General features: G+C 67.2%; 8 protein-coding genes. All 8 read left to right on the top strand.

Going from position 1 to position 12,863, the window contains the following annotated elements:
- The first annotated feature begins 545 nt into the window (after nt 1-545).
- Genes EQZ23_RS07455 through pelF form a run of 8 tightly spaced genes read left to right on the top strand, consistent with a single transcriptional unit; the run spans nt 546 to nt 12,848 of the window.
- On the top strand, nt 546-3,923 hold the full coding sequence (locus EQZ23_RS07455) for a cadherin domain-containing protein (protein ID WP_240663405.1): 3,378 nt from the start codon (nt 546-548) through the stop codon (nt 3,921-3,923).
- A 24-nt stretch (nt 3,924-3,947) separates the two neighbouring features.
- The gene (gene pelG / locus EQZ23_RS07450; protein ID WP_128453841.1) at nt 3,948-5,345 is read left to right on the top strand and encodes an exopolysaccharide Pel transporter PelG; all 1,398 of its coding nucleotides are present in this window, start codon (nt 3,948-3,950) and stop codon (nt 5,343-5,345) included.
- A gap of 14 nt (nt 5,346-5,359) precedes the next feature.
- The gene (locus EQZ23_RS07445; protein WP_128453840.1) at nt 5,360-6,238 is read left to right on the top strand and encodes an endo alpha-1,4 polygalactosaminidase; all 879 of its coding nucleotides are present in this window, start codon (nt 5,360-5,362) and stop codon (nt 6,236-6,238) included.
- Complete coding sequence (locus EQZ23_RS07440) at nt 6,235-7,956, top strand: tetratricopeptide repeat protein (protein WP_128453839.1); 1,722 nt, start codon at nt 6,235-6,237, stop codon at nt 7,954-7,956. Before EQZ23_RS07445 ends, EQZ23_RS07440 begins: the two co-directional genes overlap by 4 nt.
- Nucleotides 7,953-9,428 (top strand): hypothetical protein, encoded by a 1,476-nt coding sequence (locus EQZ23_RS07435; RefSeq protein ID WP_128453838.1) that lies wholly within the window; start codon nt 7,953-7,955, stop codon nt 9,426-9,428. Before EQZ23_RS07440 ends, EQZ23_RS07435 begins: the two co-directional genes overlap by 4 nt.
- On the top strand, nt 9,425-10,393 hold the full coding sequence (locus tag EQZ23_RS07430) for a hypothetical protein (protein ID WP_128453837.1): 969 nt from the start codon (nt 9,425-9,427) through the stop codon (nt 10,391-10,393). The genes EQZ23_RS07435 and EQZ23_RS07430 overlap by 4 nt, the downstream gene beginning before the upstream one ends.
- The gene (locus EQZ23_RS07425) at nt 10,390-11,340 is read left to right on the top strand and encodes a hypothetical protein (protein WP_128453836.1); all 951 of its coding nucleotides are present in this window, start codon (nt 10,390-10,392) and stop codon (nt 11,338-11,340) included. Before EQZ23_RS07430 ends, EQZ23_RS07425 begins: the two co-directional genes overlap by 4 nt.
- The gene (gene pelF, locus EQZ23_RS07420; RefSeq protein WP_240663404.1) at nt 11,337-12,848 is read left to right on the top strand and encodes a GT4 family glycosyltransferase PelF; all 1,512 of its coding nucleotides are present in this window, start codon (nt 11,337-11,339) and stop codon (nt 12,846-12,848) included. Before EQZ23_RS07425 ends, pelF begins: the two co-directional genes overlap by 4 nt.
- Nucleotides 12,849-12,863 lie beyond the last annotated feature (15 nt).

The following is a 12,863-nucleotide window of genomic DNA, read 5'->3' as shown; positions in this document are numbered from 1 at the left end:
ATGCCGCCGCTCCCTGGGCGACAAAGCCTAGCGACGCGGTCCTTCCGATTCATACCAAAGGTGCGTCGCAAGGTAGCGCAAAATTCAGGCGCCCCAACGGCCCGGGACGCTCGCAACCGCTCCGTTAAAAGGCTAATGCGAGCAGGCCAACTCATGACTTTTGCGGGAATATGTCACGAACACATTTTCCCGGCCCAAACGCCCCACATTCATACATTCACAACCCCTTCTTCACTTACCAACTTCAGACGTTCATTCACCTCGGACATAGGACTACTTTTACCCGGTGCGAAAGCCTGACGCTTAACGTGTCTCAAATGCTACCTTGTTCCATTTTGACTTATGCGCCCCCACCACTGCTCCCGGTATAAGAGGAGCTACTCCCGTACCACGTTGATACAGGCGCGGCGGGAGCCAGACATCTAAGCTGTTCGAAAGGCCGGCTGTATTTGCTAGCGAGTGCTCGAGCTTCATGATGGGCAGCTTTAGCGCTTTCATGCAGCCCGTGGCTGAAACGGGGATGAATGATGGCGAACGCGACACCAGTGATTCTAGATGGCAACCTGAATGACTGGACCGCCGCTGATCGGATCGATCGCGGTCTGGGCACCGGCTACGCGATCTACGCCCGCAGTGACGGCGGCGATGTCGCGTTCGCGATGACGGCCCCGACCACGATCGGCGCGAACACCACCGCGTGGCTCAACACCGATCGCAACGCGACCACCGGATACCAGGTGTTCGGGTTTGCGGGAGGCGCCGAATACAACGTCAACTTCGCCGCAGACGGCACCGTCTCGCTGTACAGCGGTGCGGCGGGGCAGACCCTCGTGGCCAGCGGCCTGCAGGCGGCGTGGTCGGCGGATCGCACCACCGTCGAGTTCAAGGTGCCCAAGGCGGCGATCGGCAATCCGCAGGCGATCGACACGATCTACGACGTCAACGACACCGCGTTCCTGCCCGGCAATTATTCGAACCCCGCCTTCACCGTCTTCAACGACACCGGCATCGTCGCCGATCCGTCGCACCGGATCGCGATCGTCTGGTCCGATTCGACCGCCAACGCCTATTTCAGCAAGACCGCCTATTCGCAGCTGTTCATGGCAGCACAGTCGCAGGCGATGCAGGCGGGCGTGCCGTTCGACATCCTGACCGAGGGCGACCTGACCAACCTGGCGACGCTCGCGAAGTACGACACGATCGTCTTCCCGTCGTTCCGCAACGTCGAGGCGAGCAAGGCCGACCTGATCGCACAGACGCTGGAACAGGCGACCAAGCAGTTCGGCATCGGGCTGGTCGCGGCGGGCGAGTTCATGACCAACGGTGCGGACAATACCGCGCTGGCGGGCGATTCGTATTCGCGGATGAAGCTGTTGTTCGATGCGACGCGCGTGACCGGTGGCTTCCCCGCTGACGTGACGGTGAAGGCGAGCGATGCATCGCACCTCGTGCTCGACGGCTATGGCGATGGCCAGGTCATCCGCCAATACACCGGCGTCGGCTGGAACGCGTTCGCCAGCGTCAGCGGGACCGGCACGACGATCGCCACCGAGACGGTGAACGGCCAGACCTATGCCGCCGCGCTCGCGACGCAGACGGGGGGGCGCAACGTGCTGTTCTCGAGCGAAGCCGTGATGGCTGACGACAATCTGCTGCAGAAGGCGATCGACTATTCGGTTCATGGCGACGGCCTGTCGGTCGGGCTGCAGATGACCCGCCAGGCCGGGTTGTTCGCCTCGCGCGTCGACATGGACCAGAGCCAGCAGACCAACGAGGTCAATCCTGCCGGCACCGCGCCCGGGATCTACGACAAGCTGTTGCCGATCCTGACCGAGTGGAAGACCGCGTATAATTTCGTCGGCAGCTATTACGTCAATATCGGCAACGACGCGGCCAACGGCCAGGCGACCGACTGGGCAGTCTCGCTGCCGGTCTACAAGGCGCTGCTCGACGCGGGCAACGAGATCGGCACGCACAGCTATACGCATCCGGTAGACACCAACCTGCTGACCGACGCGCAGATCGCGTTCGAGTTCGGCCAGTCGCGCGCCGAGCTGGAACAGCAGCTGAGCGCGTATCTCGGTAAGACCGTGACGGTCGGTGGCGCGGCAGTGCCCGGCGCGCCCGAGCAGATCGCGACGAGCCAGGAAATCCTGAAATACGTGACGTATCTCAGTGGCGGCTATTCGGGCGTCGGCGCCGGCTATCCCAACGCGGTCGGCTATATGACGCCGCAGAACGCCGCCGACGACAAGGTGTATATCGCGCCCAACACGTCGTTCGACTTCTCGCTGATCGAGTTCCAGAAAAAGACCGTTGCCGAGGCCAGCGCGATCTGGGCGCAGGAGCTCGGCGCGCTGACCGCCAACGCCGATGCGCCCGTCATCGTGTGGCCGTGGCATGATTACGGCCCGACGATGTGGGCCGCCGACGGCCTCACCAGCCTCTACACCAAGCAGATGTTTACCACCTTCGTCGCGCAGGCCGCCGCCGCCGGCGTCGAGTTCGTGACGCTCGCCGATCTGGCGGGCCGGGTCAGCGCGTTCCAGAATGCGACGATCACCTCGACCGTGGTCGGCAACACGATCACCGCGACGGTCGGCGCGACCACCGGCAGCTTCTCGCTCGACGTCGATGGTCAGAGCGGCGGTCAAGTGATCAAGAGTGTCGCGAACTGGTATGCCTATGACGCCGACACGGTGTTCCTGCCCAAGGCGGGCGGCACCTATGCGATCACGATGGGCGCCGTCGCCGACGACGTGACTCACATCACCGCGCTGCCGATGCGCGCGACGCTGACGACGCTGAGCGGCGACGGCCGCGACCTGGCGTTCACGGTCGAGGGCGAAGGCAAGGTCACAGTCGACCTGAAGGCGCCCGGCACCGACTGGACGACGCTGAGCGGCGGTACGATCGCCAGCCAGATCGGCGAGATCCTGACGATCGACCTCGGCGCGATCGGCGTTCACGACGTCAAGATCGGTCACCAGGCCAATGTCGACCCGGTGCTGACGTCGTTCGGTGGCGGCACGACGGGGTCGCTGTCGATTGCCGAGAACGGCACGGCACTGACGACGATCACCGCCACCGACGCCAACATCGTCTGGGGCGATTCGATCACATATTCGATCGGCGCAGGCGGTGATGGCGCCAATTTCTCGATCGACGCGACGACGGGCGTGCTGAAGTTCGTGACCGCACCCGATTACGAGGCGCCGACCGACGCCAACCGCGACAATATCTACGGCGTGACCGTGGTGGCGACCGACGCACGCGGCGCGATCGATACGCAGACGCTCACGATCGGCGTGACGGACGTGGTCGGCATCGCCAAGACCGGCACGATCTTCGCCGATACGATCAACGGCACCAGCGAGCAGGACATGCTCGACGGCAGCTGGGGCAACGACGTGCTCAACGGGCTTGGCGGCAACGATCGCTTGGTCGGTGGCATGGGCAACGACACGCTCAACGGCGGGGCGGGTACCGACACGTTGATCGGTGGCGACGGCAAGGACGTGCTCAATGGCGGCGACGGCAACGACATCCTGATCGGCGGCGACGATATGGACACGATGACCGGCGGCGCAGGCGCGGACATCTTCCGCATCGAGGTCAAGGGCGACAGCCTGGCATCGTCGTCGCGCGACGCCATTACCGACTTCACCGTCGGGCAGGACAAGATCGACCTGTCGATGATCGACGCCAACACGTCGCTGTTCGCGCGCGGCGATCAGGCGTTCAGCTTCATCGGCACGACCGGAAAGTTCACCGCGCCGGGCCAGCTTCGCTACAGCTACCAGATGATTGGCGGCAAGGAATTCACGATCGTCGAAGGCAATACCGACAGCGGTTCGGCCGCTGACTTCTCGATCGCGCTGACCGGCCATCATGTGCTGACTGCGAACGATTTCTTCATGTAAACCACGGCATAGGCCGGCGGTGTTATGGCAGGCATAGGCTTTCAATTGGCGAGAACCGCGCGCGAGGGCGGCGTCGGTGGAATCGCCGGCGCCGCCGCGTTCGGTGCGGTGATCAGCGCCGGGCCGTGGCTGATTACGGCGGTCGCGATGGCGATGCTCAGCCGCTGGTCGGGCGCGCATCTGGGTGCGCGCGGCGCGCAGACCGTCCAGACGATCCTGGTCTATGCGTTCAGCCTGTCCGCGTTGGCCGCCGCTCCGGTGGGCATTCTGTCGACGCGGATGGTGGCGGATCGGATCTTCGCACGCGACGCGGGCGGTGTGTCGGGGATCATGCTGGTAGGAATCGCCGCGGGCGGGGTGCTCGCACTGGCCACCGGCGCAATCGTGTTCGGAACCCTTGCCGGGCTTCCGCTTGGTGAAGCCGCGATTGCGACGCTGATCCTCGCATGGCTGACACAGGTCTGGATCGCCGCGCCCTTGCTCACCGCGCTGCGCCGCTACCGCGCGATCCCCCTCGCCTATCTGCTCGGCATCGGCTTTTCGGCCCTGACATTGTCTCTCTTGCCGAAGCCCGACGTCGTCACCGTGCTCGCGGTCATCGCCGGCGGCATCGGACTGACGCTGGCCGCGATCATGATCGTGATCCGCCGGCACTTCTCCGCCCCGCCCGTCTTGCCGGCGCACGACGCGATGGCGCCGCGACTTGCGTGGATCGTCGCAGCAGCGGGCGTCGCCGGGGTTGCCGCGATCTGGATCGACAAATGGCTGTTGTGGACCGGGCCCGACAGCATCCAGGCGATCGGCCTGTTGCGGCTCAATCCGATCAACGACCAGGGCAGCTTTCTCGGACTGCTGACGATCGTGCCGGGCCTGACGCTGTTGCTGATCGTCACCGAGACTCGGTTCGATCGTGCGTTCGGCGACATGATCGTCCGGTGTACCGGCACGTCGACGCTGCAACGGATCGAGGAAGCGCGTAGCGAACTCGCGCGGACGATGTTCGATGGGCTACGCATCATGCTGCTGGTGCAGGCGCTCTTCGCGGCACTCGCCTGGGTGTTCGCGGTGCCGCTGTTCGAGTTCATCGGGGCGGACGCGCGGGCGATCTTTGCGTTCCGCCAGACCTCGCTTGGCACCGTCTTCCACCTCGTGGTGATCGCGACGACGGTGGTGCTCGCTTATTATGACCTGTTCGGACGGATCCTGCTGACCTGGACCGCCTTCGCGATCGGCAGTGGTGCAGCGACGCTGCTGCAATGGGACGCAGGGTTTGCCGCGTTCGGCTGGGGATATATGGCAGGCGCGGTGGTCGGTGCGTCGGTCGGCATGGCGCTGGTCGCTGAAGCCACGGTCAACCTCACTTACCTGCTGTTCGTCGGCAACAATCCCTCGGTCGTGGGGCATGGAGGGCGTTTGCTGTGACAGGATTCGGGATTATGGCGCGCCGAAAGATCCTGCGGCGGGCGCTCGCGCTGGGCGCAACCGCCTTCACACTCGGCTTTCGATCGCGGTCGGAGGCCACCGCCAAGCCGCCCGCGAACACTGCGTTACGCTGGGGCATCGATTACGGCGCAACGACCGATCCCGTACTGGCGAGGGCCTGCGCCCTGCTTGTACTGGAGCCGCATCACGCCCGCCCGATCGCACCGCTCCGGGGCCCCGGCAGCATTCTGCTCGGCTATGTCAGCTTTGGCGAAGTCGAACGCAGCCGGCCGTATTTCGCCGGGCTCGAAAAGGCGGGCGCGTTGAGGGCCGCCAACCCCAACTGGCCCGACGCTCGACTTGCCGACCTGCGTCACCCGGCGTGGCGCGCCGCCGTGCTCGACCGGCTCGTGCCCGCGATCCTGGCGCTCGGCTATGACGGAATCTTCATCGATACGATGGATAACGCCGAAGCAATGGAACGGCAGGATCCGGTGGCCAACGCGGGCATGGTAGCGGCAGGCGTGTCGCTGATCGCCGCCGTGCGGACGCGCTTTCCCAAGATCCGCATCATGCTCAATCGAGGCTATGCGCTTCTGCCCGACGTCGCGCCGAAGATCGATTACCTGCTCGGCGAAGCGATGGCATCGCGCTGGAATTTTACCGCCAAACGCTATGAATTGCTCAGCGATTCGGATTGGGCGTGGCAAGCCGGTCGCCTGCGCGCGGCTCAGGCTCGGAACCCGACGCTGACGCTGACGACGCTCGATTACTGGGATCCGGCCGATACGAAGCAGGTCGCAGCGCTATATGCCCGCGAACGGGCGGCGGGGTTCCGCCCCTATGTCGCGACGCTCGCGCTCGACCGACTGATGCCGGAGCCAGCCGGGTGAGGATTGACCGCCGACGCGGACGGCTCGCGATCGTCCTGCCCGCACTGGCCGGGCTCGGCCTGCTCGCGGGCGGGCTGACACTGTTGCCGAACGACCGCGAGATCCTTCACGCCGAGCGCCGCGCGCAGCCTGTGCCGGCGACCAGCAGTTCAATGCCTGCCGCGCCGGTATCGGCACCAGTACTGCCGCCCGTGCATTCTACGATCGCAGCGCAGATCCCGACCGCCGACGCGGCAACGCTTGCCGGCTTGACCACGCAGCTCATCGCCGAAGGTCGCTCGGTATCGACGCTGCAGGTCGCCTATGACCTGGTCGCGGCAAAGCGGCCGGCGGTGGCGCTCGCTTATCTTGCCGCGCGGCCCGACGGTACAACCGCAGCGACATGGCGGTTGCGCGTCGATCTTCTCCGCCAGACCGGGCGGACCGCGGATGCGGCTGCGCTCGTCGCGCAGGAGGCGCGGAGACGTGGGCCGGTTCCGGCTGCGGATCTCGTTGCGGCGGCCTATGCGATCGACCGGCCCGACCTCGTCATTCTGGCGGCCGCGAACCACACCATTCCGCCGCCCGATGGCGCGCTGTCGCTCGATCTGGCCCGGCGCGCCGACAAGGCTGGCCGCAATGACCTGATCGCGCTGCTCGACAAGGCGACGACGGCAAACTGGCGTGCGGCGGATCCATGGCTGGCGATCCGTGTCGCGGCGCGCGCGAAGGATACCGCTGCAGGCTTGAGGGCGGCGGACTATCTCCCTGTCGAGCAGCGTCCCGCAGCGCGCGAGGCGATCCTGACCGAGGCAGGCGACCGGGCCGGCCTGCGCAGCGAACTGCTGGCACGTGCCGCGGCTCCGGGCGCGCAACCCGAGCGGGAGGCGGAACGCCTGCTCGCCTCGGGCTACCGTGCCGATGCAATGGCCGTGCTGCGCCGTGCGGCCACCGGGCAGCCAACGGCCACCCCGGCGGCACAGCGCCTGCTGTACCTGATGGGGCCGCGGCCGGGATCCGACGATCTCGCCTGGCTGAAACAGCAGAGCCTACAGGGCGATCCGGCCCAGCAACGTACTTGGCTGGCGCGCTATGCCGAGCGGGACCGACCGGCCGAGGCGCTGGCGTTCCTGTCGCGGCATCCGCTCGCGAGCCAGACCAACGTGATGTTGATGCGGCTGTCGCTGGCCCGCACGGCTGGCAATGATGCCGCCGGTCGCGCCATGCTGACGTCGTTGCTGGACGGTCGACCGCTCGATCCGGCTCAGCTCGGAGCGCTGGCCGCTGCAGCCCCCGCCAGGATCGAACCGGCACAAGCGGCTGCGATCGCGAAACGCCGCGTCGCGTCCGGGGTCGCTGCGCCACGTGACCAGCTCGACCTGGCCTGGACGGCGTGGAATGCCGGCGATGCGAAAGGCGCTGCCACGTGGCTGGACGCGTATCTGGAAACGACGCCAACCGATCTGCCGGCGCTGCGGCAGATGGCCGACGTGCAGGCCCGGATCGGGGGCGAGCGTGCCGCACGCCCCTGGCTGACCCGTGCGCTTGCCCAGGCTCCTGATGACAGCAAGGCTCGCGCAGAAATACTGGAAAAGCTCGGTCGCCGGGCCGAAGCGGTCGCACTGGTCGAGAGACTGCGGGCCGAAACGCCGCGAGACCAATCGCTGGCCGCGCTGCACGCGCGCTTGCTGATCGCGCAGGGACAGGCCGGGCGTGCGCGAACGGTGTTGGCGCAATGATCGCACTGCTCTTCTGCCTGACCGACGTGCCGGCACTGGCCGTTCCCCGCACCGTCTTCGCGGACAGTCGGGTCGTGGTGCCCGAGTCCGTGCTCGCCTGGCCCGACGATGCCATCGTCCAGGTCGACGAGCGCGACGGAGAACTGGTCGCGCGGTTCGACCAGCCGGTGACGCCGGACCGGATCGCGGCGTTCCGTGCTGCGGCGGGCGATGCGATCGGCGATCTGCGGTGGAACGACGACAGCCTCGTCCTGCGTCCCGCCACCGGCTGGACGATGACGTGGCGGCAGGCCGGTTCGGTGGTCGCGCTCGCGTTTTCACCGCTAGCTTCGAACGAGGTGCTCCCCGAAAGCGTCGACGACAGCGCATCCGATGCCGCGTTGATCGCGATCGAGGCGGACGCCGCGGCCGGGTATCCGGGGCCCGCACGACGCGCCGCAACGAAATTGGCGAAACGCTATCCGACCGACCGGCGCGTTGCGCGCATACGCGCCGATACACGGCTCGCCGACGGCGACGTTCGCGGCGCGGCACGCGATTACCGTGCGCTCGCGGCCGACGACCTGACAGCCCGGCGCGCGATCGCCGCCGCGCCGGGGACGGCGAGCATCGGCGTGACCGCGCGCGACGGCAACGACCTGTCGCAGGCGGAGTTCGCCGCACGGATCGACGCGGCGATCGGCGAGACCGTCGTCGCCGGTGGCGGCCTGCGCCAGGTCGTCAGCAGGGTCGGCACGGGCGCGCAGACCGTACGAACGGGAGACACGGTCGTCGACGCCTCGATGGCAGCGGCGTTCGACGGCGCTGTCCGCGTGCAACTGCTCGCGTCCGCGGCGCTCGATGACGGCGTTACCGGCGGCGGTGCCAAGGCTGTTGCGGGATCCGCCGATGCGCAGGTTCGCGTGACGGTGACCCGCCACATGCCCGATTACTCGACACCGGCGCAGGTGCTGGCGGGCGGGTATTTGTCCCGCGCGTTGCTCGGGGTGACTTATCGCCTCACGCCGGGCCTCGTCGCGCAGGCAGACATCGGCGCGAACCGCTACGGGCTCGCCGGCGGTAACGGCGCGAGCGACACCATCGTCGCGAGCGGCGGGGTCGATTATCTCGTCAGACGCCAGTTTCCCGCTCTCGGCCTGACCTATCGGTTCGAGGCGGAATATGTGCGGCGGATGCAACTCGGCGCGAACAGTCTCGCGATCATTCCGCTGGCCACGCGCGAGAACCATACTGTCCAGGGCCTCGTCAGCGGCGCGGTCGGCGCGGTGCAGATGACCGCACTGGCCGGGTGGACCATCGACCGGTTCGGCGGCGACGGCCCCACCGCCAGCCTTGGCATAGCCGCACCGATCGCGGTGGCCTGGCGGGTCGAGGGCAGCGGAGGCATCACATCGATCGCACGGCCCGGCTTTTCGGGCCGCCAACTCTACGCACGCGCGCTGCTGACACGCAGCCTTGGGGAAACGCAGTGACGGACGACAAACACGCGCCACCGTGGCGGATGCGGTGGCGCCGTCCCGCCCGTGTCGCCGCGGAGATGGCGATTGCCTTTGCCGCATTGATCGCGCTCGACTGGTGGCTGACGGACGGAACCGGGTTCGCAGGTGTCCAGCCCAACCCCTATTGGCTACCGATCCTGACGATGGCGCTCGCCTATGGCACTGGCCCCGGCGTCGTCGCCGCCGCCATCGCATCGGCGTTGTGGCTCGCACACGTCCACGACGACCCGGGCGAACGCGACTATCTGGACCATTTGTTCCACCTCTCGCTCCAGCCGCTGATGTGGTTCGTCGTAGCGGGCATCATCGGCGAAGTGACGATCATGCGGACCGGGCGGCACGATCGGCTGGCCAAGCGCGGCCGCGTCGCGACGCGCAACCTGGCGCGGCTGACCGAAGCGTTCGCGACGCTATCGAAGACGAACCGCCTGTTACAGGTCCAGATCGCAACCGAAGCAAATACCGTCGGCCATGCGATCGAGACGGCGACGCGTCTCAGTTCGCCGGACCCTGCCGTGCGGCGCAGCGCGATCGGCGAACTGGTCGCCCTCGCCGCGCGCACTGCCGACTTCACCTGTTACAGGGTTACCGGCGGCGAGGCGCGTGCCTGGCTCCGCGGGCCGGTGACCACCGGACGGCGCGACGTCCTGCCGGCGCCCCTCATGGCGCGGATCGTACGGCAAAAACGCATTGTGCATGTCGCCAGGCCTAGCGATCGTCCTGTACTCGACGGCATTGGCGTCGCCGCAATTGCGTTGCCAGACCAAAATACCGGTGAGATCGTCGGGTGCCTGGTGCTCCACACCTTGTCCTTCGAGGCGCTGAACGCCAGCCGTACTGCCGAACTCGCCGAGATCGCCGCCTGGTTGGCGCCACTGCTCGCCGATCTGCCGCATGCGAACCGCCAATCGGTCAGATCCGCCGGGCTGGTCGCGTGATCCTCCGCCTGATCGCGCTTGCGGTTGTCGAAGTGATGATCCTGGCGACATGCTGGATGTCCGGAGGCGCGGTCGGCTGGGGCCTCGCCGCGCATGCCGTGGTGAGCGCGTGCGGGTTCGGCGTGTGGCTTCGCAGCGGTGCGGCCACCGGCTTTGCCGCGGCGATGCTCGGCGTGCTCGGGCCGCTCGGGCTGCTCGTCGCGCTACTCGTAGCACTCCCCGTAGCACTGGCCATCCGGCGTTTGTCTCGGATCACTCGGCCGCGCAGCGACGACGACATGTTCGGCCCGGTTGCAGGCGGTTCCGCACAGCGCGGCGCGCGTCTCGCGGTCGCACGGATGCTAGACGGACGCGTCCATCATGCGACCCCCGAAACGCTCAGTTCCTTGGTCACGATCATGCGCCACGGCGCGGTTGCCGAGCGACGGCGTGCGTTGGAAACCGTGGTGCGGTCGTTCGAGCCGGCCCTGTCGCCCCTGATCGCGCTGGCGCTGACCGATAGCGACCAGACCATCCGCGCGCTAGCGGCGGCGGCCTCGGCCCGGGTTGCGGAGAACCTCGTCCTGGCACGGGCGAGGCTGGCGGTGCGCGTTGCCGATGGCGCCGATCTTGAAGCTGCTACAAGTTTGTCGGCGCTGCTCGCGGATCATGCCCGTTCGGACGTGCTGCTGTCCGATTCCCAACGCCTGCACCTTCGCGAAGATGCGCTCGCGACGATGGTCGCCGCACGGTCTTCCGGTGCAGAGAATTCGCATTCGGGCCCGCGTTCGGCAAGCTGCGATACACTGATGATCGAGGCCTTGTGGGCGGCGGGCGACTATGACGCGATCGACCGCGTGGCGATCGCGATCGAGGGTTCTTCGGACCGGGACGATGCGCCCGCGGGCGACGGAAACAGCAGCGCGACCACGCTGGCGACATGGTGGCTGACCGGAGCGACGACGTGAGTCCCCTGTCGACATTTGCCGAACGCTTGCAGCCGACGTCGCTCGACATGCCGGACGCCGACATCTGCCTGATCGTCGAGGGCGCCTATCCGTATGTCATCGGCGGCGTGTCCGGTTGGCTGCAGGACCTGATCACGCATCTTCCCGACGTCCGGTTCGTGATCGCGGCAATCAAGCCGGGCGCCGGGCTGCTCCCCTTCCAGTTGATGCCGCCGCCCAATGTCGTCGCCGTTGTCGAGATCGGTCTCGCACCCGCGCCGGCCGTTCCACGCGCCATCGCCGATCGGATCGCGGCGCCGATCGCGGACGCGCTGGTCGCGTTCGTCGCGACCGGCGGCGCCGACCGGCTCGCGACGCTGATCGACGTGATCGGCGGCAGCGCCCGGCCGCTCGCGCCCGGCGATATCCTGTCGCATCCCGCGGTCTTCGCGCGGCTCAGGCGTCATTATCAGGCGATGCTGCCCAAGGCGTCGTTCCACCATTATTTCTGGGCGATGCGCGTTCTGCTGGGCGGGTTGCTCGCGGTGCTGACCACGCCCCTGCCCCGTGCGAAGGCCTATCACACGATCTCGACCGGATTTGCGGGGCTGCTCGCCGCCCGTGCCGCCCGCCAGACCGGGCGCCCGGCGGTCATTACCGAGCACGGCATCTACCTGCTCGAACGCCAGATCGAGGTCATGATGGCCGACTGGATCGGCGATCAGGTCGACACGGGGCTCGAACTCGAACGCAGCGTCCGCGACCTTCGCGATCTGTGGGTACGCGCGTTCACCAGTTACGCCACCGCCTGCTACGACAGCTGCGATCCGATCGTGGCGCTGTACGGCGCCAATACGGCGGTCCAGCGCCGGCTGGGCGCCGCCGCCGGTCGTGTCCGCGTAATCCCCAACGGGATTGATTCGCGGCGGTTCGCCGCACTTCCGGACCAGCGCGATCCGGCCCATCCGCTGGTCGCTCTGCTCGGCCGCGTAGTACCGATCAAGGACGTGAAGACGTTCATCCGCGCCGCTGCAATCGCGCACGCCGAACGCCCCGACATCCGCTTCGTCGTACTCGGCCCCGAGGACGAGGACCCGGAATATGCCGCGGAATGCACGCGGCTGGTCGAGGATCTGGAATTGTCGCCGGTCTTCCGGTTCGCCGGGCGCGTGCGGATCGAGGATTGGATGGCGAAGATCGACCTGCTCGTGCTCACCAGCCTGTCGGAAGCGCAGCCGCTGGTGATCCTGGAAGGCGGCGCCTGCGGAATCCCGGTGGTGGCGCCCGATGTCGGCAGTTGCCGCGAGATGATCGAAGGGCGGGGCGGCGCAGATTCGGGTCATGGCGGCATCGTCACCCCGCTGGTCAATCCGGCAGCGACCGCGGCGGGGATCCTGGCGATCGCGGGCGATCCGGCGATGCGATTGGCCATGGGTGAAACCATGCGCGAGCGCGTGCGACGCGACTATGATCACGACACGATCATCGGGGCCTATGCCGAACTCTACGGGTCTTTGATCGCGCGGTAAGTGCGTTGGCGCAGC

This window comes from Sphingomonas sp. UV9 (assembly GCF_004101245.1).
Taxonomy (GTDB): domain Bacteria; phylum Pseudomonadota; class Alphaproteobacteria; order Sphingomonadales; family Sphingomonadaceae; genus Sphingomonas.
Note: the sequence above shows the minus strand (reverse complement) of the source record. Positions and strands in the feature narration are given on the sequence as shown.